Source organism: Azospirillum sp. Marseille-Q6669 (genome assembly GCF_965111635.1).
Genome location: NZ_CBCOOP010000001.1, coordinates 1,393,238 through 1,415,136 on the forward strand (window position 1 = coordinate 1,393,238; position 21,899 = coordinate 1,415,136).

Here is a 21,899-nt window from a genome sequence, read left to right on the forward strand (position 1 = left end):
CACACACGATGGCCGCCTTCCTCATTGAGAACATGGCGCCGCTGATGTTCGCGGCGCTTGTTCTTTTCCTATTGATGGGTTTTCCGGTCGCCTTCGCGCTCGCCGCGAACGGCCTTCTCTTCGGTCTGATCGGCATCGAGCTGGGTCTCCTGACCCCGGCGCTGTTCCAGGCGCTGCCGGAGCGCGTCTTCGGCATCATGCGCAACGACACGCTGCTGGCCATTCCCTTCTTCACCTTCATGGGGCTGATCCTCGAACGATCCGGCATGGCCGAAGACCTGCTCGACACGGTCGGGCAGCTCTTCGGCCCGCTGCGCGGCGGTCTGGCCTACGCGGTGATCTTCGTCGGCGCGCTGCTTGCCGCCACGACGGGCGTGGTGGCCGCGTCGGTCATCTCGATGGGCCTGATCTCGCTGCCGATCATGCTGCGCTACGGCTATGACCGGCGGGTCGCCACCGGCGTCATCGCGGCGTCGGGCACGCTGGCCCAGATCATCCCGCCGTCGCTGGTGCTGATCATCCTGGCCGACCAGCTCGGCCGCTCGGTCGGCGACATGTACGCCGGCGCCCTGGTCCCCGGACTGGTGCTGACCGGTCTCTATGCCGGCTACATCCTGGTCACCAGCATCGTCCGCCCCGAGTTCACCCCGGCCCTGCCGCTGGAGGCCCGCTCCCTGCGCGGTTTCCAGCTGCTGTTCCGGGTGCTGACCTCGCTGGTGCCGCCGCTGGTCCTGATCTTCCTGGTGCTGGGCACCATCTTCCTCGGCATCGCGACGCCGACGGAAGGCGGCGCCATGGGTGCCGCGGGCGCCATGATCCTGGCGCTCATCAAGCGGCAGCTGAGCTGGTCGCTGATGCGTCAGGCGATGGACACGACGGCCAAGCTGTCCTCCTTCGTCATCTTCATCCTGATCGGCTCGACGGTTTTCGGTCTGGTGTTCCGCGCCGTGAACGGCGACCTGTGGGTGGAGCATCTGCTGACCGGCCTGCCGGGCGGCGAACTGGGCTTCCTGATCGTCGTCAACATCATGGTCTTCCTGCTCGCCTTCTTCCTCGACTTCTTCGAGCTGGCCTTCATCATCGTGCCGCTGCTCGCTCCGGTCGCGGAGAAGCTGGGCATCGATCTGATCTGGTTCGGCGTCCTGCTGGGCGTCAACATGCAAACCTCCTTCATGCATCCGCCCTTCGGTTTCGCCCTGTTCTTCCTGCGAAGCGTCGCTCCACGCGAGGATTACAAGGACAAGATCACCGGAAAGATCATCAAGAAGATCACCACCGGCCAGATCTACTGGGGCGCTGTGCCGTTCGTCTGCATCCAGCTGATCATGGTGGCCTTGGTCATCATGTTCCCGGAAATGGTCTTCTCCGGCCTGGACCGCGGCGAGCCGATCGATCTGGACAACGTGAAGATCGAGATCCCGGCCTTCGATTCGGGCGAGCCGCCGCCGCCGTTCGGCGCGCCGGAACAGCCCGCCGAGGACCCCAACGCCGACCTCATGCGGCAGTTGCAGGACAAGTAACCGGTCCATCCACTCCCTCCCCCCCGCTTGGTGGGGGAGGAACCGGAAAGCCTGCCCGCTTATCGGCAACAAAAAAGCCCCGCTTTCGCGGGGCTTTTTCGTGTCCGGCTTTTCTCCTTACGACTTCTTCTTCGGCGTCGGGGCGGAGTAGACGAAGTTGTCGAAGGTGTTCTCGGCGACGCGGAACCACAGGTATTCCTCGTCGCGGAACTTGCGCCACTGCTCGTAGACCTTGCGGAACTTCTCGTTCTTCGCGGCTTCCTCTTCGTAGACATCGAAGGTTGCTTGGTAACAAGCCTGCAGGATGTCGCGCGGGTAGGGCTTCAGCACGGTGCCGGCGCCGACCAGACGCTTCAGCGCGTGCATGTTCACCACGTCGTACTTGCCGACCATGTCAGCGGTCGCATCGGCGCAGGCCGCTTCGAGAATCGCCTGGTAATGCTTGGGAAGCTGCTCCCACTGCGGCAGGCTGACGAGGAAGGACACCTGCGGTCCGCCCTCCCACCAACCGGGGTAGTAGTAGTATTTGGCGACCTTGTTGAAGCCGAGCTTCTCGTCGTCGTAGGGGCCGACCCACTCCGCCGCGTCGATCGTGCCCTTCTCCAGCGCCGGGTAGATGTCGCCGCCGGCGATCTGCTGCGGCACGACGCCCAGGCGCTGCAGGATGGTGCCGGCGTAGCCGCCGATGCGGAACTTCAGGCCCTTCAGGTCTTCCACGGACTTCAACTCGTTGCGGAACCAGCCGCCCATCTGGGTGCCGGTGTTGCCCGCCGCGAACTGGACGATGTTGTAGCCCTTGAAGAACTCGCGCATCAGTTCCATGCCGCCGCCATGGGTCATCCAGGCGTTCTGCTGACGCGCGTTCAGGCCGAAGGGCATCGCCGCGTCGAAGGCGAAGGTCGGGTCCTTGCCGACGTAATAATAGGAGACGGTGTGGCCGCACTCCACGGTGCCATCCTTCACGGCGTCCAGCACCTGCAGGCCGGGGACGATCTCGCCGCTGGCGAAGGTGCGGATCTGGAACTTGCCCTCGGTCATCTCGGCGACGCGCTTGGCCACCCGCTCGGCCCCGCCGTAGATGGTGTCCAGGCTCTTGGGAAAGCTCGACGCGCAGCGCCACTTGATCTCGGGGTTGCTCTGCGCGATGGCGGGCGCGGCCAAAGTGCTGGCGGCGACACCGACACCGGCGCTGGTGATGAAGGTACGGCGTTTCATGGCGGTCTCCTTGGGTCCTCTCGTCCCGGCGTGGGCGCACACCGCCGTTCCGGCCCCCGGAAAGGGAGCGCGGCATGCGAACCGAAAGGCTGTTGTTTTTGAGGAAGTTGTCTGGCAACGCCGGATCGACGTCACCGTGCGGGTCACGGACCGGGGCTGCCGGAGTCGATGGGGCCCTGAGCCGCCGCTGTGCCTTCACACGGATCTGTGGTGACCATGCGCGTGCCTCCCTGTCGCCCGGTGTTCCTCCGGCCCATGGCGCCCCCTTCGGGGCACTCCTTCGGTCGGCGGCACCGAGTTCCTTTTGATACGACGACTATGCCGGAATCGCGGGGCAGACTTCAAGCCCGAGCATGGCTCGACCCTACCAATTCGGGAATTTTCCGTCGGAAATTCCGCCAAAAGTGAAACGGGGGGCCGAAAGCCCCCCATTTGCGTGCAACGTTAGGTAATAGAGGTTCAGGTGAACCGGTTGACCTTGGGGAAGCCGTTGGGCGGCATCTTGCCCACGCCGGCGCGGTTGCCCAGCCAGCCGGTCAGGTTGGTGACGTTGAACTGCCGCTCGCCGTGCTTCCAGCTCAGCCCTTCGGCGATGGTGAAGACCTTCAGGTCGGACAGGCTGCCATCCTTGTACTTCTGAAGCTGCACGCCCTTGCCGCGGGCCATCACCGGCACCTGCTCCAGGGGGAAGACCAGCAGCAGGCGGTTGTTGCCGATGACGGCCACATGGTCGCCCTCCGCCGGAATGCAGATCTTGGCGTCCTTGTTGTCGTCGGGGTTAAGGACCTGCTTGCCGGAGCGGGTGTGGGCGACGACCTCGTTCTCCTCCACCTGGAAGCCGCGCCCGTCCTCCGACGCGACCAGCAGGCGGCGGTCGGGCTGGTGCTTGAACAGGGTGATGATGTCCGCCTCGTTGCCGAGATCGATCATCAGCCGCACCGGCTCGCCGAAGCCGCGCCCGCGCGGCAGCTTGTCGGCGGACAGCGTGTAGAATTTGCCGTTGGTGCCGAAGACAAGGAGCTTGTCGGTGGTCTCGCAATGGACCCAGAAGCCTTCCTTGTCGCCTTCCTTGTATTTGACGTCGAGGCGCTCGGCGTCGGTCAGATGGCCGCGCACCGCGCGAATCCACCCCTTTTGCGAACACAGCACGGTCAGCGGCTCGCGCTCCACCATGGCGTCGACCGGGATGTCGATGACGGCCGTGGCCTCGGCGACCAGGGTCCGGCGGTCCTCGCCGAAGCGCTTGCGCGTCTCCTCCGTCTCCCTGCCGATGGTCTTCCAGCGCAGGCTCTCGTCCGCCAGCAGCTCCGTCAGGCCGGCCCTCTCCGCGGTCAGCGCGTCGTTCTCGCGCTGGATCTCCATCTCCTCAAGCTTGCGCAGGTTGCGCAGCCGCATGTTGAGGATGGCCTCGGCCTGCACCTCGGTCAGGGAGAAGGCGCGCATCAGCTCCTGCTTGGGCTCGTCCTCCTCGCGGATGATGCGGATGACCTCGTCCAGGTTCAGATAGGCGATCAGGTAGCCGCCCAGGACCTCCAGCCGGTGGTCGATCTTGGCCAGCCGGTGGCGGGACCGCCGCTCCAACACCTCCATCCGGTGGTCGAGGAAGGCGTCGAGTACCTCGAACAGGTTCATGACGCGCGGGACATTGTCCTTGTCCAGCACGTTCATGTTCATGGCGAAGCGGATTTCCAGATCGGTCGTCTGGAACAGCGAGGCCATCAGGACCTCGGGGTCGACGTTGCGGCTCTTCGGCACGAGGACGAGGCGCACATCCTCCGCCGACTCGTCGCGCACATCCTCCAGAAGCAGCAGCTTGCGGTTGGTCAGAAGCTCGGCGATCTTCTCGACCAGCCGGGCCTTCTGCACCTGATAGGGCATCTCGGTGACGACGACCTGCCACGTGCCCTGCCCCAGCTTCTCCACCTCCCACCGGGCGCGCAGGCGGAAGGAGCCGCGGCCGGTGCGGTAGGCCTCGACGACGTTGGCCCGCGGCTCGACCAGCACGCCGCCGGTCGGGAAGTCGGGGCCGGAGATCAGGGTGACCAGATCCTCGATCTTCGTCGGAGCCGGCTTCTCCTTGCCGGCCAGCGCCGCCTTGACGCAGTCCAGCTTGTGCTTCAGCACCAGCCGCAGGGCGGAGCAGAGCTGGGCGGCGTTGTGCGGCGGGATGTTGGTCGCCATGCCGACGGCGATGCCGCTGGAGCCGTTGGCCAGCAGGTTGGGGAAATTGGCCGGCAGAACCGCCGGCTCCTCCCCGTCGCCGTCGTAGGTCGGGCGAAAATCGACCGCGTCCTCGTCGATGCCTTCCAGCAGGGCCTTGGCGACGTCGGTCAGACGCGCTTCGGTGTAACGCATGGCCGCGGCGTTGTCGCCGTCGATGTTGCCGAAGTTCCCCTGCCCGTCCACCAGCCGGTAGCGCACCGCGAAGTCCTGCGCCAGACGGACTAGCGCGTCGTAGACGGAGGTGTCGCCGTGCGGGTGGAACTTGCCGATCACGTCGCCGACCACGCGCGCCGACTTCTTCGGCGGAGTCGAGGGGTCGAGCCGCAGCTGGCTCATGGCGTAGAGCAGACGCCGGTGCACCGGCTTCAGCCCATCGCGCACGTCGGGCAGCGACCGCGCCATGATGGTGGACAGCGCGTAGCTCAGATACCGCTCGCTCAGCGCGTCGCGGAGCGGCTTCTCCTGGATGTCGAGGACGGGGTCTTGGGACGTCATTGCGTCTGGATACCAAATCTAGCGGCCACGCGCCACAGCGTTCTCGTAACGTTCTCTTAATCGCAGCCTTGCGGGCGGCAGCGGGCCGTTGAGCAGATGGCGCTCCAGGAAATGACCGGTCAGACGCAGTCCCTCCGCCACCGCCTGCGGCCCGCCGCCGCCCAGACCGATCAGGAATCCGGGCAGCGGCAACAGCCGGTCGCGGTAGGGTTCTCCGGCCGAGGCCGACACCGCGCGCCCGGTGCGCGGGCTGACATAGGCGAGGTAATCGTTGGCTCCGGTGACCGCGCAACGGTCGAGATCCAGCCCGAATCCGAGTTCCGCCAGCAACCCGACCTCCCACCGCACGTAGGACTCGGCCCAGGCGTCGCCGCCCAGCAGGCCGAACAGGGCCAGCAGCCCGTCGAACAGCGCCGGGTACGGCTGGTGCTCCGGCAGGGCGGCCTCGGCCAGCGCGCAGGCGGCGGTCAGGGTCGCGAGTCGCAACGGATCATCGAGAAAGGCGGCGGAATAGCCCTGCACCACCTCCAGCGTCAGGTTGCCCAGATGCTCCGGCAGGCGCCCGCGCCAGCGCGCCGACACCAGCGTGCCGGGCTCCAGCGCCGCCCGTGTGCGGCTGGACCGCCCGCCCATCACCATGCCGGCGTGCCGCCCGTGGTCACGCGTCAGCAGGGTGACGACCGCCGAGGTCTCGCCATGCGGCCGGGCCGACAGCACGACGCCCTGATCGGACCACTCCATAGGCCTGCTTCCTTACGTTGACGGGACCTGCGAGGCTCGCCCGCGGCGCCCAGGCATACCCCGGAGTGCCCGCAAGGCGGGATCGGTCACGCTTTCCGCCAGCATGGCGCAAATCCTTCGCAACAGGGCTTCATTTCTCATTCACCATTCGGGCACTATGTTGCGAGTGACGGAATGCGGGCGCGCCGCGGCGGTGAGGGGGCTTTGAGCAGCACGATCGAGCGATATCTGCTGGCCGAGAAAGCTGGCTCCGAGGGCGTGTGGGACTGGGACCTTCGCAACGATACGATGTTCCTGTCTCCCCGCTTCAAGGAGTTTCTCGGACTGCCGCCGGGCGAGATCAATCGCCCGGAAGATTGGCTCGACCACGTCCACCCCGACGACATCGACTGGCTCTACGCCTCCTTTGAAGGCCAGATGGTCGGCGTCTCGCTTCCTTTCCAGATCGAACACCGAGTCCGCCGTGCCGGAGCCGGCTTATCGCCGGACGATGGCGACTCCGGCTGGCGCTGGCTGGTCTGCCGCGGCATGGCGGTGCCCGACGAATCGGGCGATCCGGTGCGTCTGGTCGGGTCGGTCGCCGACATCACCGACCGCAAGCACGCCGAAGCCCAGCTCCGCAAGAGCGAGGAGCGCTACGCGCTGGCCGCCGCGGCCAGCAATGACGGGCTGTGGGATTGGGATCTCGACGCCGGAACCGCCTATTATTCGCCGCGCTGGCTGTCGCTCCTCGGGCTTGAGGAAGGCAGCATCGGCAACAGCCCGGACGAATGGATGGAGCGCGTCCATTCCGACGACCGCCGTTCGTTGCGCGAAGCGCTCGACGCCCTGGGCGGCGAGAACACCGTTTTCCAGATCGAGTACCGCGTGCATCACGCCGACGGCGGCATCCGCTGGATGGCCTGCCGCGGCACCGCTGTTCTGGACGCGCAGGGCCGGCCGGTGCGGCTGGTCGGCAGCCAGGCCGACGTCACCGACCGCAAGACCGCCGAGCAACGCCTGCTGCAGAGCGAGGAGCGCTACGCGCTGGCCGCCGCGGGCGCCAACGACGGGCTGTGGGACTGGCGGCTGGACACGGACGAGGTCTATTACTCCCCACGCTGGGCGGCGATGCTCGGCTTTGCCATGGACAGCCTGTCCAACCGCATCGGCGAATGGTTCGAGCGCGTGCACCCCGACGATCTGGCCGGGCTGCGCACCGCCTTCGACCTGCATCTGACGGGCGAGCGCGAACATCTCCAGCACGTTTTCCGCATCCAGGCCGCCGACGGGGACGAGCTGTGGATGCTGGTCCGCGGGCTCGCCGTGCGGGACGGGTCGGGACGGGCGGTGCGAATCGCCGGTTCGATGACCGACATCACCGCCCAGAAGCGGGCGGAGCAGCAGCTCCTGTTCGACGCCTTCCACGACGGCATGACCGGGCTGCCCAACCGCACCCTGCTGCTGGACCGCATCGGCCAGGCGCTCGACCGCAACCGGCGGGCCGGCGGCAAGGCCTTCGCCGTCATCTTCGTCGATCTCGACCGTTTCAAGTCGATCAACGACGCGCTGGGGTCCAGCGTCGGCGACCGGCTGCTGAAGACCATCGCCGAGCGGCTGGACGAGACCCGCCGCATGGGCGACACGCTGGCCCGCCTGTCGGCGGACGAATTCGCCGTTCTGCTGGACGGCATCGACGATGTGGGCGACGCCCTGTCCGCGGCGGAGCGCATGGGCGAGGCCGTCGCGCGGCCGCTGGCGCTGGACGGCCACGAGCTGGTGCTGTCCGCCTCCATCGGAATCGCCCTCAGCGTCTCCGGCTACGACCGGGCGGAGGAGATGCTGCGCGACGCCAGCCTCGCCATGTACCGCGCCAAGTCGGGCGGGCGGGCGCGCATCGACGTCTTCGACAGCAACCTGCGCCGTCAGGCTATGGCCCAGATGCGCACGGAAACCGACCTGCGCATGGCTTTGGAGCAGAATCAGCTGGTCCTCTACTACCAGCCGATCGTCGCCCTCTCCTCGGGCCAGATCGCCGGGTTCGAGGCGCTGATGCGCTGGAAGCATCCCGAGCGCGGGCTGGTCCCGCCGGGCGAGTTCATCCCGCTGGCCGAGGAATCAGGGCTGATCGTCCCGATGGGCCGCTGGGCGTTGCGCGAGGCGGCGCGCCAGCTCGGCCAGTGGCAGACCCGCTTCCCGCGCTCCACCCCGCTGTTCATGAGTGTGAACGTTTCCTCCCGCCAGTTCAGCGACGACGACCTGATCGGGCTGGTCAGCGAGGTTCTCCAGGAAAGCCGGGTCCCGCCCTCCAGCCTGAAGCTGGAGATCACGGAAAGCCTGCTGATGAAGGACCCCGCCAAGTGCCGGGTGCTGATGCAGGGCATCCGCGACATGGACGTGCGCCTGTCCATCGACGATTTCGGCACCGGCTATTCGTCGCTGTCCTACCTGCACAAGTTCCCGGCGGACACGCTGAAGATCGACCGCAGCTTCGTCCAGGCCATCTCGTCCGGCGAGGGCAACGCCGCCATCGTGCAGGTGATCGCCACGCTGGCCGCCATCCTGGGCATGGAGGCGGTGGCCGAAGGCGTGGAGACCGAGATGGAGTCGGAGTTCCTGCGCGACATCATGTGCAAGTACGCGCAGGGCTATCTCTACGCCCGCCCGGCCCCCGCCGACGCCATCGAGGCGCTGCTGCTCCGCGAGGCGGAGGAACCGCTGGTCCTCCCCAGCCTGGCGTAAGGCTCCGCATCCTCACGTCCGCCCCCATCCAACGGACACTTTCCCCGGCACCGTTCTTTGTGCGAGTGTCCGCGCTCTTTCACCGGGACAGATCGGGATTCTGCGTTATGGCCGACCGCAACTGCGGAGAATGCACGCTGTGCTGCAAGCTGATGGGCGTGCCCGAACTGAAGAAGCCTTCGGCCAAGTGGTGCGTGTCCTGCGACCAGGGCAAGGGCTGCACCGTCTATGAGGAGCGTCCGCAATCCTGCCGGAACTTCCAGTGCTTCTGGCTGATGGACGAGAACTTCCCCGACGAGTTCCGGCCCGACCGCATCAACGCCTTGGCCGCCTTCAACGACGTGAAGGACAGCTGCGTCCTCCATGTCGATCCGGCCAAGCCCCGGGCCATGTCCAGCCCGAAGGTCAACGCCCTGATCGACGCGCTTCTCAAGAGCTACGCCAAGGTGTTCGTGCTGTCCGGCAAGGAAAGTGCCCTGATCCAGCGCTGAGCGCCGGCACGGTCATCCCCCGCGGAAGTTGAGCAGGCTCGGCGCCTTGTCGATGATCTCCTCCAGGATCAGGGAGGCGGTCTCCAGATCGCGCTCCAGGTCCTGGCCCAGCTTGCCGGCGTAGTTGGGACGCTTCAGCTTCTCGTGGGCGTCGTGCAGGCTGCGCAGCTCCGCCACGAAGATCTCGCGGGCGCCCATCGGCAGGATCGGGTTGGCCGACAGCACGAAGAAGAAGCGCATGCTGGCCCGCACCAGAAGGGCCAGCATCACCGTGTCCAGCCGCTCGAACTGGTCGCGCAGATCGTCGGAGCGGGTGTCCACGAGGTTGCGCAACCGCTGCTCGATCAGGATCACCAGCGCCTGGAACTCGCCCACCTTGTCGCGGAATTCGCGGTAGGCGCCGAAACTGTGCTTGCTCGCCTCATGCTCGGCCAGCTGGGCGAGCTTCGACGCTTCCCGGCACTGGCGCTCCAGCGCGGACAGCAGTTCCTTGACCTCGGCGCGGGTGTATTGGCGCTTGCTCATGACGGTGGAAAGACCCCTCGACGCGACGGCCTGCCCTATAGCACGAAGACAGGCGCCGGTCACCGGGACGCTTCACCGCGACAACGGAGCGGCGAGCCGCGATCAGTGATCCGCCGCGACCGGCTTGCCGCCCGGCCGCCGCACCAGCGGCATCAGCAGAAGCCCGGCGAAGAACACGCCGGCCATCAGCAGCAGGCAGTCGTTGAAGGTCAGCACCATCGCCTCGCGCTCGACCATGCGGGCCAGCGTCTTCATGGCGGCGGCCTGCGGATCGGCGACCAGCCCGTCGAACTTGGCGGCCAGCCCGTCCAGCGTCTCCTGCACCAGCGGGCGAGCGAGGTTCAGGTTGTCGCCCAGCCGGTTCATGTGCAGGGCCGACCGCTCCAACAGCACGGTGTTGATCGCCGCCAGACCGATGGCGCCACCCAGGTTGCGCATCAGGTTGTAGAGGCCCGACGCGTTCTTGAGCTGCTCCGGCGGCAGGGTGCCGAGCGCGATGGTGTTCACCGGGATGAAGCACAGCATCAGCGACAGACCGCGCACCGCCTGCGGCAGGAACAGCTCCCAGAAGCCGGACTGGTTGGTCAGATGGGCGTTCAGCCAGACGCCGGTGCCGAACAGGCACAGCCCCAGCGCCAGCATCACCCGCAGGTCCATCTTCTTGGACAGCACGCCGGCGATGGGGGCGGACAGGAACTGGAAGGCGCCGGTCACGAACATGATCGTGCCGATCTGCAAACTGTTCAGCCCGCGCACCCGCGCCAGGAACAGCGGCTGCAGATAGACCGCCCCGTAGAGCCCGATGCCGATGATGAAGCTGTAGAGCGAGCCGATGGCGAAGTTGCGGTCCAGAAAGGCGCGCAGCTCGACGATCGGATTGCCGTAGGTCAGGACCCGCCAGAAGAAGCCGACGGCGGACACCGCGGCGACCACCGCGAAGATCGCCACATACTCGTCCTGGAACCAGTCCTGGCGCGGGCCTTCCTCGACCACGAACTCCAGGCTGCCGAGGAAGGCGGCCATCAGCCCCAGACCGATGAAGTCGAAGCCCTTGCGCAGCGCCGGGTTGGGCTTGTCCACGTCGACCAGCGTCCAGACCAGCGAGGTCACGGCGATGCCCGGCAGCACGTTGGCCAGGAACAGCCAGTGCCAGGAGAAGCTCTGGGTCAGCCAGCCGCCCAAGGTCGGACCGAGCGTCGGCGCCATGGTGGCGACCAGACCGATCATCACCGACACGCCGGCCCGCTTTTCCGGCGGGAACAGGGAGAAGCTGGTGGCGAAGACGGTCGGGATCATCGCGCCGCCGATGAAGCCCTGGAGCGCCCGCCACACGATCATCGATTCGATGCTGGAGGTGAAGGCGCAGGCGACGCTGGTCAGGGTGAAGCCGGCGGCGGCGATGGTGAACAGCACGCGGGTGGAGAGAATCCGCGCCAGCATGCCGGACAGCGGGATCATCACCACCTCGGCGATGAGGTAGGAGGTCTGCACCCACGAGATCTCGTCGGCGCTGGCCGCGAGGCCCGCCTGGATCTCCGACAGGGAGCTGGAGACGATCTGGATGTCCAGGATCGCCATGAACATCCCGACAACCATGGACAGGAAGCCCAGCCAGTCGCGGGTGGTCACCGGGCGCGGCCCGGCGTTGGAAGAGGAAGGAGCCGCCGCGCCCCGGCCCGCGGGGGGCGGGGGAGTTTGGAGCCGGGACGCGGCGGTCTCGCCGCCCGCGTCCGCCGGGGGATTGGCGTTGCGGGCGGTGGGCGTGTCGTCGTTGGTGATGGCGGTCATGGTCGCCCTCTCCAGGACGAAAACGGTTGATGCAAAAGCGGCTGTGGGCGCGCTTACTTCGATGCGACCGTGCGGCCGGGAACCAGCGCGCCCATGACGGTGCCGGCGTTGTGCGGCTGCTCCTCGGCGCCGCGGGTGTCGACCTCGGCGACCACCGACAGGCCGGGGCGCAGCAGGCCGGACAGCACGCTGTCGCGCGGCAGGGCGATCCGCACGGGCACGCGTTGGACGATCTTGGTGAAGTTGCCGGTCGCGTTCTCCGGTGGCAGCAGGCTGAACTGCGAACCCGACGCCGGGGCGAAGCTCTCCACCCGGCCGAGCAGATGCTTGTCCGGATAGGCGTCCACTTCCACCGTCACCGGCTGGCCGGGACGCATGCGGGCGAGCTGCGTCTCCTTGAAGTTGGCGACCACATAGACGTCGGGCAGCGGCACCAGCGAGAGAAGCTGCACGCCCGGACGCGCGTACTGGCCGACCTGGACGCCGCGGTTGCCGACCACCCCGTCCACCGGGGCGCGGATGACCGTGTTGTTCAGATCGTTGCGCGCGGTCTGCAGGGCGGCCTCCGCCTGACGCAGGCGGGCGTCGGTCTCGCTGCGGCTGGCGTTCAGCACGCCGACCTGATCCTGCTCCGCGACCAGAGCGGCGCGGCTGCGGGCGGTCTCCGCCGTCGCCTTGCGCAGGTCGGCGTCGGCCGTCTCGAACTTCTGACGGCTGGCCCAGCTGTCGCTGGCGAGCGCGCGGGTGCGGTCGAAATCCTGCTGGGCGCGGCGCTGCTCGGCCTCGGCGCTGGCGACCGAGGCGGCGGCCTGATCGATGATCGCCTTCTGGAGCTGCAGCTTGCTGTCGAGGGTGCCAAGCGCCGCCTTCTGCGCGGCGACGTTGGCCTCGGCCTCCGCGACCTTGGCGCGGAAGTCCTGGTCGTCCAGAACCGCCAGAACATCGCCCGCGGCGACCTGCTGGTTCTCCGCCACCCGGACGTCGCGCACATAAGCGGACACCTTGGGGCTCACCACCGTGATGTCGCTGTGGAGATAGGCGTTGTCGGTCGATTCGAAGAAGCGACCTTCGGTCCACCACTCCCAGCCGGCGTAGCCGCCACCGGCCAGCGCCGCCACCGCAACACCCGACAGAACGATCTTCCGCACGGCCTTCATCGTGATCCAACCCACCCGTTTCGGTTCTTTGCCCGGCACGGTCCGGCTTGCCGCCGCCCCACCGAAACTGAACCGTTCAGTTTAGTCTTGCGAAAAGATGATCGCGGGCCTACCTGTTGTCAAGAGTGAACTGAACGGTCTAGTTTTAACGTTTGGGATTGTGGTTGAATGCGGAACGCGTTACGGCAGCGGGGACTCGGCGCACGAAGTCCCGCAAGCACCGCCGGCACCGTGGTAGAACAGGACGCAGGGCCGGTTTCAGGACACCCGGCTTCAGGACATGAGGAACGCATGAGCACGCTGGTCGCCCCCACCCCGGAGGCAGGATCGAAGCCCGCGCAGATCCTGGAGGCCGCCGGAAAGCTGTTCCTGGACCATGGCTACGGCGCCGTCAGCATGGACGCCATCGCCAAGACGGCCAACGTGTCCAAGGCGACGCTCTACGCCCATTTCGGCAGCAAGGACGAGCTGTTCCGCGTCATGGTCGCCCGCGAATGCAAGGGGCAGGCGATGGCCGCCGTCTGCGAGGAGGCGCGCGCGCTCGACATGGCCGACGGGCTGCGCCTGATCGCCCGCCATTTCGTCACGCTGATCCTGTCGCCGCAGGCACTGGCCGGCTACCGCGTGGTGGTCGGCGAGGCCCACCGCTTCCCCGAGCTGGCGAGCGCCTTCTACGAGGCCGGCCCGGCCCGCACCATGGAGCACATCAGCGCCTTCATGACCGACCTTGACCGCCGCGGCCTGCTGCGCATCCCCGACCCGCAGCTTGCGGCGGAGCAGTTCGTCGGACTCGTCAAGTCGCACACGCATCTGCGCTTCATGCTGTGCCTGTCGGAACGCCCGACGGAGGAGCAGTTGACCCGGATCGTCGACGGCGCGGTTTCCCTGATCATCCGGGGCTACGCGCCATAACGGGCCTGCGCCCGGCACGCGCCTCAGCGACCGCCATTGGGGGTGTTGCCGTCGAAGGTGATCATGACCTCAAGCACCCCGGCGGCGTCCGCCTGGACATCGCGGAAGGTGGCGATCTCACCGGGAAGGATCTGCGGCGGCATCGGCTCGACGGTCCAGTTCCGCAACGGCTGGCGGTCGGCGCCCAGCGCGGTGACCCGCAGCGCCGGCACCGTACGCAGCGTCTCGGAGACGTTGACGATCTGCCCCTCCACCAGCAAAGCGGCCTTGCCGTCCTCGGCCTTCTGTTCCGAGCGGACGTTCTGAAGCTGGAGGCCGGTGCCCGGCGGCTCCACCGGCAGGCCGACCGTCTCGTAGAACAGCGCGGCCGGAGGCCACAACCGCACCACGGTGGCGCGGCCGAAGTAGCCGGCGGCACCGATGGCCAGCAACACCGCCACGAAGGCCCCCCAACCGACCAGCGCCCGGCGCCCGGCGCCGGGATCCGCCGGGGTTTTGGCCGGTGCCTTCGTCTTGGAGGACGGCGTCTTGGAGGATGGCGGCGGGACCGGGTGGAACTCGGTCACCGCATCGGGATGGAAGACGGGATCGTCCTGCGGCGACTGCCACCACATGTGGCCGCATTGGGCGCAACGCACCTTCCGGCCCTGCGGACCAACCGCCGAATCGGCAAGAGTGTACCGTGTGTCGCAGGCCGGGCAGGTGATGATCATAGATGCCGATCGTTGTCACCGAATTTGCAGACTGTCCTTATAGGTAGTCATGAGGTGTGAAGCAAGGAACGCACGGGCGCTGCGCGCGGCCGCTCCAACCAAGGCAATGGGCGCGGCAAGGCGGACAGCGGTGGACGCGCCGGCCCCTGCCGGTGCATTGTCCATCCGCGCACCCGGCGGGACGCCGCCGGGGCCTTCCGTTGCGCCTTTGGTGGGACCGTGATCCGTTTCGAGAATGTGGGACTGCGCTATGGCACCGGACCGGAGGTGCTGCGCGACATCAGCTTCACCCTGCCGCCCGGCTCGTTCCACTTCATGACGGGGGCGAGCGGGGCCGGCAAGTCGTCGCTGCTGAAGCTGATGTATCTGGCGCTCCGTCCGTCGCGCGGGCTGGTCACCCTGTTCGGCAAGGACATGGCGCGGGTCAAGCGCACCGACCTGCCGGCGCTGCGCCGCCAGATCGGCGTGGTGTTCCAGGACTTCGCCCTGCTCGACCATCTCTCGGCGCTCGACAACGTGGCGCTGCCGCTGCGCATGGGCGGCGCGCGCGAGTCCGACGTGGTGGAGCACTGCACGGAAATCCTGCGCTGGGTGGGGCTGGGCAACCATCTGAACTCCCTGCCCTCCACCCTGTCGGGCGGGCAGCAGCAGCGCGTCGCCATCGCCCGCGCGGTCATCAACCGCCCGCGCCTGCTGCTGGCTGACGAGCCGACCGGCAACGTCGACGACGGCATCGGCATGCGCCTCCTCTACCTGTTCGAGGAGCTTCACAAGCTGGGCACCACCGTGGTCATCGCCTCGCACAACGAGGCGCTGATCCGCCGCTTCGAGCACCCGCGCCTGATGCTGGAGAACGGGCGCCTGCACGTCCTGCCGGCGCACGCCTCGCGCTGGGCGTGACGCGGAGGGAAGGAGACACGCCATGGCCCTGCCGCCACTGACCCGCCGAAACTCCGACCTGCCGCTGGCGAAGGACCCGACCTCGCGCTTCCTGATGTGGCTGACCGCGCTGATGGTCTATCTGGCGGCGCTGGCGCTGGCCGGGGCGCTGCTCGTCTCCGACATGACCCGGCGCTGGGACAGCGGTCTGGCCGGCGGGCTGACGGTGCAGATCATGCCGCTGCCCGACAGCGCCCAGGCCGCCCCGTTGGAGGAGCGGACGGAGGCCGCGCTGACCGTTCTGCGTGCTACCCCCGGCATCGCCACCGCCAGCCTCCTGTCCAGCGGCGACGTCGGCCGGCTGCTCGAACCCTGGCTGGGCAAGGAGGCCGCCGACCCGCTGCTGCCGATGCCGCGGCTGATCGACGTGATGACCAACGGGCCGGTGGACACGGCGGCGCTGTCCGCGCGCCTGACCTCCGCCGCCCCCGGCGCCACGCTGGACGACCACGCGGTGTGGCTGGCCGACCTGCGCCGCTTCGCCGGAGCGATGCACTTGGCGGCGCTGGGCATCGTGGCGCTGATCGGCGGGGCGGGCGTGATGGCGGTGATCTTCGCCGTGCGCTCCGGCCTCGCCATCCACCGCCATGTGGTGGAGCTGCTGCACCTGATGGGGGCAACCGACCGCTACGTGGCGCGGCAGTTCGAATCGCACGTCATCGGCCTGACCCTGCGCGGCGGCATGACCGGGCTGCTGCTGGCCGCCGGCACGCTGGGTGGGATCGGCCACGCCGCCGCCGGGCTTCACGCCAGCCTGCTGCCCGACCTCGCCACCTCGCCCTGGTGGGCCGTCGCCGCGCTGGCCGCCGTGCCGCTGGCCGCCTGCCTGCTGGCCGCGCTGACCGCGCGCTGGACGGTGCTGCGCACGCTGGAGTCGATGCCGTGACCGCCCGCCCGCTCCGTCCGTCCGGAGGCTGAGGGATGGCCCACTCGCGGCGCGCCCGGGTCCTGCGGGCTTTGCGACGGCTGCTGCTGCTGGCGATGCTGGGCGGGATGGCGTGGCTCGGCGGGCTGTTCTGGTTCGCCGCGTCGATCCCCCGCAGCCCGCCGCAACCCGGCAGCGCCGAGGCCACCCGCAACACCGACGCCATCGTGGTGCTGACCGGCGGCAGCGGCCGGCTGAGCACCGGGCTTGAACTGCTGGCCGACGGGCGGGCGCACCGGCTGTTCGTCTCCGGCGTCTACGAGGGGCTGGAGGTGCAGGAGTTGCTGAAGCGCTCCCGCCAGTTCCCCGGCGAGATGGAATGCTGCATCACGCTCGGCTATTCGGCGGACAGCACGATCGGCAACGCCTACGAGACGGCGGACTGGCTGCGCGAGCAGGGCTTCACCTCAATGCGGCTGGTCACCGCCAACTACCACATGATGCGCAGCCTGTTGGAGTTCCGCATGGTGATCCCGCAGGTCGAGGTGGTGCCCCACCCCGTCGCTTCCCCCAACGTGCATCTCAACGACTGGTGGCTGTGGCCGGGCACGGCGAATCTGCTGATGACCGAGTACAACAAGTACATTGTGACGCGCCTTCGCTACACGCTTGAGAAGCTGATCGAATCCTGACAAGTTCCCGGCCATGATCTTCCTGCGTTCCCTCGCCTTCAACGTCGCCTTCTATGTGTGGACGGCGGTCATCTGCGTCGGCATCCTGTGGTCGCTGCTGCTGCCGCGACGCAGCATGATCCGCGTGATCACGTGGTATTTCGGCACCGTCTCGTGGCTGGAGCGCACGCTCGCCGGCATCCGATACGAGGTGCGCGGGCGCGAGCACGTCCCCAAAAGCGGGTCGTTCCTCCTGGCCGCCAAGCACCAGTCGGCCTGGGAGACGATGAAGCTGCACTTCCTCGTCAACGACCCGGCGATCATCCTGAAGCGCGAGCTTCTGTGGATTCCCATCTGGGGCTGGTACGCCGCCAAGTCCCGGATGATCGCCGTCGACCGCGGCGCCAAGGGGCGCGCCGTCGCCTCCATGGTCCGGAACGCCCGCCCGGTGCGGGACGAGGGGCGTCCCATCGTGATCTTCCCGCAGGGGACGCGGGTCGCCGTCGGCGCCTATCGCCCTTACCGGATCGGCGTCGGCGTGCTCTACGACCATCTCGACATCCCCATCGTGCCGATGGCTCTGAACGCCGGCCTCTACTGGGCGCGCAACAGCTTCATCAAGCGGCCGGGCACCATCATCGTGGAATTCCTGCCCCCCATCCCGCCGGGCCTGGGCCGCGCCAAGGCCATGCAGGAGCTGGAGGAGCGGCTGGAGGCGGCCACCGACCGGCTGGTCGTCGCCGCGGGCGGCCCGGCGACCGTGCGGCCGAAGGCGGCGGAACCGGCCACCGCCGCGGTGAGCGAAACCGCGTCCTGATGCGGCGCGGCGCGGCCTTCGCCATCCTCGCCGGTCCTGTGCTGGCAATGTCGATGGCGACGGCGACGGACGCCCACGCCCAGTCGCAGCCGAGCGCGGAACGCTTCTCCGACGCCGCGGTGACCAAGGGCGTCACCATCACCCGAAAGGCCTGCGCCGCGCTGGAGGCCCAGGAAACCGCCGCCTGGGTCGAGGTGGACGGGCGCGGGGAGTGCCTGCGCTACTACGCGGCGGGCCTGCGCCCCGCCCCCGGCCCCAACCCCATCGCCGCGGCCTGGATGCACGGCGACATCATGGGGACCAAGCCGACCTCCGTCGGCCACCAGGAAGGGCTGGGCGTCGCCGCCATGATCGACCAGGAACGGACCTTGGCGGAGCGGTTCGGCATCCCTTTCCTGTTCCTCGCCCGGCCCGGCGCCTATGGCAGTTCCGGCCGTTTCTGGACGACGCGCCACACGCCGCGCGAGGCGGTCCTGATGAACGCGCTGCTCGACGTCCTGAAGGCCCGCTACGGCGTGAAGGAATGGGCCCTGGGCGGCCACAGCGCCGGCGGCACGCTGACCGCGGAGTCCCTGGCCCGCCGCCACGACCTGCGCTGCGCGGTCATCTCCTCCGGCGCGCCGGCCTACCGAGCCTATCTGGAGGCGCGCGGACTCCAGAGGGTGCTGGCCCGCCCGCAGGGCTGGTTTGACCCCGCCGACTCGCTCGACCGCATCCCGCCCGATCCCGAACGCCGCATCTTCGTCATCGGCGACCCGCGCGAGACCAACATTCCGTTCCACACCCAGCGCGGCTATTTCGACGCCCTGGTGGAGCGCGGGCACGCGGCGTGGCTGGTGCCGCTGGAGCGGGCGCCCGCCCCGCGTCACCACAGCCTCATGGACTTCGGCGAAACCGCTCTCGGCCTGTGCGGGTCCGGCACCGACACCGGGCGGATCCTGGCGACGCTCAAGGCCATGCCGGACCAGCGGGACCGCATCAGCAACTGACGGCCGGAACGCAAGAAGAACGGTCGGGTTGACCCTCGGAAGGGCGGCCCCTACTCTTCGGACACGGTTGTCGGCGGGACGGCGTTTTTGACCGGCCGCCCGCGCAAGGGGAAGACGCATGACGGGGATCGCCACCATTTCCCAGCGGATCTGGGACATGAAGTACCGCTTCAAGTCCGCCGCGGGCGACCCCATCGACCAGACCATCGCCGACACTTGGCGCCGCGTCGCCACGGCGCTCGCCGCGCCCGAGTCCGATCCGGCGGTGTGGGCGCCGCGATTCGAACGGGCGCTGTCCCGCTTTGAGTTCCTTCCCGCCGGACGCATCCTGGCCGGGGCCGGCACCGGGCGGACGGTGACGCTGTTCAACTGCTTCGTCATGGGACGGATCGAGGACGACCTCGGCGCCATCTTCGCCCATCTGCGCGAAGCGGCGCTGACCATGCAGCAGGGCGGCGGCATCGGCTACGACTTCTCCACCCTGCGACCCAAGGGTGCCCTCGTGAAGGGTGTGGGCGCCGACGCCTCCGGCCCGCTGTCCTTCATGGATGTGTGGGACAGCATGTGCCGCACCATCATGTCGGCGGGCGCCCGACGCGGCGCGATGATGGCGACCCTGCGCTGCGACCACCCCGACATCGAGGACTTCATCGACGCCAAGCGCGAGCCCGGCCGGCTGCGCATGTTCAACCTGTCGGTCCTGGTCACCGACGCCTTCATGGACGCCGTGCGCGCGGACCGGCCCTGGCCGCTGGTCTTCGACGGTCAGGTCCATCGCGAGGTGCGGGCCCGCGGCCTGTGGGACCGCATCATGCAGGCCACCTACGCCTATGCGGAGCCGGGCGTCATCTTCATCGACCGGGTGAACGGGCAGAACAACCTGAATTATTGCGAATCCATCTCCGCCACCAACCCATGTGGGGAGCAGCCGCTGCCCCCCTACGGAGCCTGCCTGCTCGGCTCGATCAACCTCGCCGCCCTGGTGATCGACCCGTTCGAGGAGACGGCCCGGCTCGACACCGACCGGCTGAAGGAACTGACGGCGCTCGCCGTGCGGATGATGGACAATGTGGTCGACGCCTCGCGCTTCCCGTTGGAGCCGCAGGCGCGGGAGGCCCACGCCAAACGCCGCATCGGGCTGGGCGTCACCGGGCTGGCCGACGCGCTGATCCTCTGCCGCACGCGCTACGGCGGCGAGGCGGCGGTCGCGCTGACGGAGTCCTGGCTGAGGACCATCCGCAACGAGGCCTACCGCGCTTCCGCCCTGCTCGCCGCGGAGAAGGGCGCGTTTCCGCTCTTCGACCACGACGCCTATATGGCTGCCCCGATGGTACGCGGGCTGGACGAGGACGTGCGCGGCCTGATCGCGGAACATGGCATCCGCAACGCGCTTCTGACCTCGATCGCGCCGACCGGGACGATCTCGCTGTTCGCCGACAACGTGTCGTCGGGAATCGAGCCGGTCTTCTCCTACAGCTACGAGCGCGCCGTCCTGATGCCCGACGGCACCCGCCGGACGGAGGAGGTGAGCGACCATGCCTACCGCCTGTTCCGCGCGCGGTTCGGGAGCGAACAGCCTCTGCCCGACTGGTTCGTGGACGCGCAGTCGCTGACCCCGGCGGAGCATGTGGTGATGCAGGCGGCGGCCCAGCGCCATGTGGACAGCTCCATCTCCAAGACTATCAACTGCCCGGAGGACCTGCCCTTCGACGCCTTCAAGGACGTCTATTGGCAAGCCTACGAGTTGGGTTGCAAGGGCTGCACCACCTACCGCCCGAACGCGGTCACCGGCTCCGTCCTGTCGGTGAAGAAGGAGGGCGCGACCCCGCCCCGACCCAGGCCCCCGACCCCGCCGCAGCACCGGCGGCCATGGCGGCCATGCCGCCCGATCGTCCGGAGACCCTGCCGGGTGAGACCTACAAGGTGCGCTGGCCGGACAGCGACCACGCCATGTACATCACCATCAACGACATCGTGGAGAACGGGCGCCGCCGGCCCTTCGAGGTCTTCATCAACTCCAAGAACATGGAGCATTACGCCTGGACCGTGGCGCTGACGCGGATGATCTCCGCAGTGTTCCGCCGCGGCGGCGAGGTCGGCTTCGTGGTGGAGGAGTTGAAGGCGGTCTTCGATCCGCGCGGCGGCGCCTGGATGCAGGGCCGCTACGTCCCGTCCCTTCTGGCGGCCATCGGTGACGTGATCGAACGGCACCTCAAGGCCATCGGCATGCTGCCGGACGAAAGGGCCGCCGACGGGACGCCGACTGTGCTGCCGATCGCCGCCCCCGCCCCTGGTCCCGCGCCGTTGGTTATCGGAGCCGAGCCGGCCAATCTCCGGCAATGCCCGAAATGCGGCCAGCCCGGCCTGATCCGGCAGGAAGGCTGCGACAGCTGCCTGAACTGCGGCTATTCGCGATGCGCCTGAGGGCGGTCAGCACCGCGACGGCTCGCCGGAAATCGGCGGCGCCGGCACGCAGGGCGTGTCGTTTCCGTTCCGGGTGACGGCCGGCGTCGCCGTGGCGCCGGACAGGAGTTCGTCGATGCCGACCCCCTTCGCGATGGCAATGCCAGGCGCCATCATCAGGGGCACCCAGATCACCGCGGACAGCAGGTTGGCGGTCTGGAAGCTGTGGTGAGGCATCGCCATCATCCCAGCGGTGATCGGCACCACCGGCCGCAGCGGACCGAGGAAGCGGGCAAAGAAGACGCTCTTGCCGCCGTGGCGCAGGAAGAAGCGGCTGCCCCGCGCCAGAAGCTCGGGCCGCTGGCGGAACGGCCAGACGACCGGGACCCGATCGCCGAACACCCGGCCGAGCCAGTAGGACACGGCGTCGCCCAGCACCGCGCCCAGTGCGAGGGCGATGTAGACCTGCCAGAAGCCGAGGGCACCGGAGGCGACCAGCGCGCCTCCCGCGGCGATCAGCACCACGCCCGGCACCACGAACCCGACGAAGGCCAGGGACTCCGCGAAGGCGCACAGGAAGAAGATCACCTCCGCCCAGGAGGCGTTCGCTTCGATGAAGGCGCTCCAACGCTCCATGCCGTCGATCAGCACATTCCTTGCTGCGTGGTTCATTCAGGTTCCCTGTGAGGCGGCTCGTTGGAGCGGACTGTGCCA

At 68.2% G+C, this 21,899-nt stretch carries 17 protein-coding genes and 2 pseudogenes; 10 read left to right on the forward strand and 9 right to left on the reverse strand.

Annotated features, from left to right (window positions below; all coding sequences use genetic code 11):
- Positions 1-8: 8 nt before the first annotated feature.
- Positions 9-1,520 (forward strand): TRAP transporter large permease, encoded by a 1,512-nt coding sequence (locus ACWPXE_RS06065; protein WP_454017082.1) that lies wholly within the window; start codon positions 9-11, stop codon positions 1,518-1,520.
- A 117-nt stretch (positions 1,521-1,637) separates the two neighbouring features.
- Here the strand turns inward: ACWPXE_RS06065 and ACWPXE_RS06070 are convergent, their stop codons facing one another.
- From ACWPXE_RS06070 to recO, 3 genes are all read right to left on the reverse strand, one after another.
- The gene (locus ACWPXE_RS06070) at positions 1,638-2,735 is read right to left on the reverse strand and encodes a TRAP transporter substrate-binding protein (RefSeq protein WP_237905223.1); all 1,098 of its coding nucleotides are present in this window, start codon (positions 2,733-2,735) and stop codon (positions 1,638-1,640) included.
- A 459-nt stretch (positions 2,736-3,194) separates the two neighbouring features.
- Positions 3,195-5,453, reverse strand: coding sequence for a DNA topoisomerase IV subunit A (gene parC / locus ACWPXE_RS06075; RefSeq protein ID WP_454017083.1), 2,259 nt, complete (start codon positions 5,451-5,453; stop codon positions 3,195-3,197).
- An 18-nt stretch (positions 5,454-5,471) separates the two neighbouring features.
- Positions 5,472-6,194, reverse strand: a complete 723-nt coding sequence (gene recO / locus ACWPXE_RS06080; protein WP_454017084.1) for a DNA repair protein RecO — start codon at positions 6,192-6,194, stop codon at positions 5,472-5,474.
- A 204-nt stretch (positions 6,195-6,398) separates the two neighbouring features.
- On the opposite strand from recO, the gene ACWPXE_RS06085 reads away from it, so the two are divergent.
- Both ACWPXE_RS06085 and ACWPXE_RS06090 read left to right on the forward strand, forming a co-directional pair.
- Positions 6,399-8,915, forward strand: coding sequence for a sensor domain-containing protein (locus ACWPXE_RS06085; RefSeq protein WP_454017085.1), 2,517 nt, complete (start codon positions 6,399-6,401; stop codon positions 8,913-8,915).
- Positions 8,916-9,022: 107 nt separating this feature from the next.
- The gene (locus ACWPXE_RS06090; RefSeq protein WP_040135007.1) at positions 9,023-9,406 is read left to right on the forward strand and encodes a hypothetical protein; all 384 of its coding nucleotides are present in this window, start codon (positions 9,023-9,025) and stop codon (positions 9,404-9,406) included.
- A 12-nt stretch (positions 9,407-9,418) separates the two neighbouring features.
- On the opposite strand, the gene ACWPXE_RS06095 is transcribed toward ACWPXE_RS06090, so the two are convergent.
- The 3 genes from ACWPXE_RS06095 to ACWPXE_RS06105 all read right to left on the reverse strand — a co-directional run bounded on the left by ACWPXE_RS06095 (position 9,419) and on the right by ACWPXE_RS06105 (position 12,876).
- Positions 9,419-9,931, reverse strand: a complete 513-nt coding sequence (locus ACWPXE_RS06095; protein WP_237905227.1) for a hypothetical protein — start codon at positions 9,929-9,931, stop codon at positions 9,419-9,421.
- A gap of 102 nt (positions 9,932-10,033) precedes the next feature.
- On the reverse strand, positions 10,034-11,719 hold the full coding sequence (locus ACWPXE_RS06100; RefSeq protein WP_454017086.1) for a DHA2 family efflux MFS transporter permease subunit: 1,686 nt from the start codon (positions 11,717-11,719) through the stop codon (positions 10,034-10,036).
- A 53-nt stretch (positions 11,720-11,772) separates the two neighbouring features.
- Positions 11,773-12,876 carry an HlyD family secretion protein gene (locus tag ACWPXE_RS06105; RefSeq protein WP_454017087.1) on the reverse strand — a complete coding sequence of 368 codons (1,104 nt, stop codon included), beginning with the start codon at positions 12,874-12,876 and terminating at the stop codon, positions 11,773-11,775.
- A 291-nt stretch (positions 12,877-13,167) separates the two neighbouring features.
- On the opposite strand from ACWPXE_RS06105, the gene ACWPXE_RS06110 reads away from it, so the two are divergent.
- Complete coding sequence (locus ACWPXE_RS06110) at positions 13,168-13,788, forward strand: TetR/AcrR family transcriptional regulator (RefSeq protein ID WP_014198285.1); 621 nt, start codon at positions 13,168-13,170, stop codon at positions 13,786-13,788.
- A 23-nt stretch (positions 13,789-13,811) separates the two neighbouring features.
- Here the strand turns inward: ACWPXE_RS06110 and ACWPXE_RS06115 are convergent, their stop codons facing one another.
- Together ACWPXE_RS06115 and ACWPXE_RS06120 are read right to left on the reverse strand one after the other, a co-directional pair.
- The gene (locus tag ACWPXE_RS06115) at positions 13,812-14,402 is read right to left on the reverse strand and encodes a zinc-ribbon domain-containing protein (protein WP_454017929.1); all 591 of its coding nucleotides are present in this window, start codon (positions 14,400-14,402) and stop codon (positions 13,812-13,814) included.
- A gap of 6 nt (positions 14,403-14,408) precedes the next feature.
- Positions 14,409-14,501: pseudogene (locus ACWPXE_RS06120) on the reverse strand (zinc-ribbon domain-containing protein); the annotation flags it as partial.
- 219 nt (positions 14,502-14,720) lie between these two features.
- On the opposite strand from ACWPXE_RS06120, the gene ftsE reads away from it, so the two are divergent.
- The 6 genes and pseudogenes from ftsE to ACWPXE_RS06150 all read left to right on the forward strand — a co-directional run bounded on the left by ftsE (position 14,721) and on the right by ACWPXE_RS06150 (position 21,206).
- Positions 14,721-15,401 (forward strand): cell division ATP-binding protein FtsE, encoded by a 681-nt coding sequence (gene ftsE, locus ACWPXE_RS06125; RefSeq protein ID WP_014198283.1) that lies wholly within the window; start codon positions 14,721-14,723, stop codon positions 15,399-15,401.
- A 22-nt stretch (positions 15,402-15,423) separates the two neighbouring features.
- Positions 15,424-16,326, forward strand: a complete 903-nt coding sequence (locus ACWPXE_RS06130) for a cell division protein FtsX (RefSeq protein WP_454017088.1) — start codon at positions 15,424-15,426, stop codon at positions 16,324-16,326.
- 35 nt (positions 16,327-16,361) lie between these two features.
- Complete coding sequence (locus ACWPXE_RS06135) at positions 16,362-16,997, forward strand: YdcF family protein (protein WP_454017089.1); 636 nt, start codon at positions 16,362-16,364, stop codon at positions 16,995-16,997.
- Positions 16,998-17,010: 13 nt separating this feature from the next.
- The gene (locus ACWPXE_RS06140; RefSeq protein WP_454017090.1) at positions 17,011-17,793 is read left to right on the forward strand and encodes a lysophospholipid acyltransferase family protein; all 783 of its coding nucleotides are present in this window, start codon (positions 17,011-17,013) and stop codon (positions 17,791-17,793) included.
- On the forward strand, positions 17,793-18,782 hold the full coding sequence (locus ACWPXE_RS06145) for an alpha/beta hydrolase family protein (RefSeq protein ID WP_454017091.1): 990 nt from the start codon (positions 17,793-17,795) through the stop codon (positions 18,780-18,782). The genes ACWPXE_RS06140 and ACWPXE_RS06145 overlap by 1 nt, the downstream gene beginning before the upstream one ends.
- Before the next feature lie 118 nt (positions 18,783-18,900).
- Positions 18,901-21,206: pseudogene (locus ACWPXE_RS06150) on the forward strand (adenosylcobalamin-dependent ribonucleoside-diphosphate reductase).
- Between the two features lie 6 nt (positions 21,207-21,212).
- Here the strand turns inward: ACWPXE_RS06150 and ACWPXE_RS06155 are convergent.
- Entirely contained in the window at positions 21,213-21,857 is a 645-nt protein-coding gene (locus tag ACWPXE_RS06155; protein WP_454017092.1) for a DedA family protein, read from the reverse strand.
- Positions 21,858-21,899: the final 42 nt, after the last annotated feature.

Excerpts from the sequence above, each read along its gene's own strand:
- ACWPXE_RS06065 (WP_454017082.1), top strand. The coding sequence starts at position 9 with ATGGCCGCCTTCCTCATTGAGAACATGGCGCCGCTGATGTTCGCGGCG.
- ACWPXE_RS06070 (WP_237905223.1), bottom strand. The coding sequence starts at position 2,735 with ATGAAACGCCGTACCTTCATCACCAGCGCCGGTGTCGGTGTCGCCGCC.
- parC (WP_454017083.1), bottom strand. The coding sequence starts at position 5,453 with ATGACGTCCCAAGACCCCGTCCTCGACATCCAGGAGAAGCCGCTCCGC.
- recO (WP_454017084.1), bottom strand. The coding sequence starts at position 6,194 with ATGGAGTGGTCCGATCAGGGCGTCGTGCTGTCGGCCCGGCCGCATGGC.
- ACWPXE_RS06090 (WP_040135007.1), top strand. The coding sequence starts at position 9,023 with ATGGCCGACCGCAACTGCGGAGAATGCACGCTGTGCTGCAAGCTGATG.
- ACWPXE_RS06095 (WP_237905227.1), bottom strand. The coding sequence starts at position 9,931 with ATGAGCAAGCGCCAATACACCCGCGCCGAGGTCAAGGAACTGCTGTCC.
- ACWPXE_RS06100 (WP_454017086.1), bottom strand. The coding sequence starts at position 11,719 with ATGACCGCCATCACCAACGACGACACGCCCACCGCCCGCAACGCCAAT.
- ACWPXE_RS06105 (WP_454017087.1), bottom strand. The coding sequence starts at position 12,876 with ATGAAGGCCGTGCGGAAGATCGTTCTGTCGGGTGTTGCGGTGGCGGCG.
- ACWPXE_RS06110 (WP_014198285.1), top strand. The coding sequence starts at position 13,168 with ATGAGCACGCTGGTCGCCCCCACCCCGGAGGCAGGATCGAAGCCCGCG.
- ACWPXE_RS06115 (WP_454017929.1), bottom strand. The coding sequence starts at position 14,402 with ATGTGGTGGCAGTCGCCGCAGGACGATCCCGTCTTCCATCCCGATGCG.
- ACWPXE_RS06130 (WP_454017088.1), top strand. The coding sequence starts at position 15,424 with ATGGCCCTGCCGCCACTGACCCGCCGAAACTCCGACCTGCCGCTGGCG.
- ACWPXE_RS06135 (WP_454017089.1), top strand. The coding sequence starts at position 16,362 with ATGGCCCACTCGCGGCGCGCCCGGGTCCTGCGGGCTTTGCGACGGCTG.
- ACWPXE_RS06140 (WP_454017090.1), top strand. The coding sequence starts at position 17,011 with ATGATCTTCCTGCGTTCCCTCGCCTTCAACGTCGCCTTCTATGTGTGG.
- ACWPXE_RS06145 (WP_454017091.1), top strand. The coding sequence starts at position 17,793 with ATGCGGCGCGGCGCGGCCTTCGCCATCCTCGCCGGTCCTGTGCTGGCA.
- ACWPXE_RS06155 (WP_454017092.1), bottom strand. The coding sequence starts at position 21,857 with ATGAACCACGCAGCAAGGAATGTGCTGATCGACGGCATGGAGCGTTGG.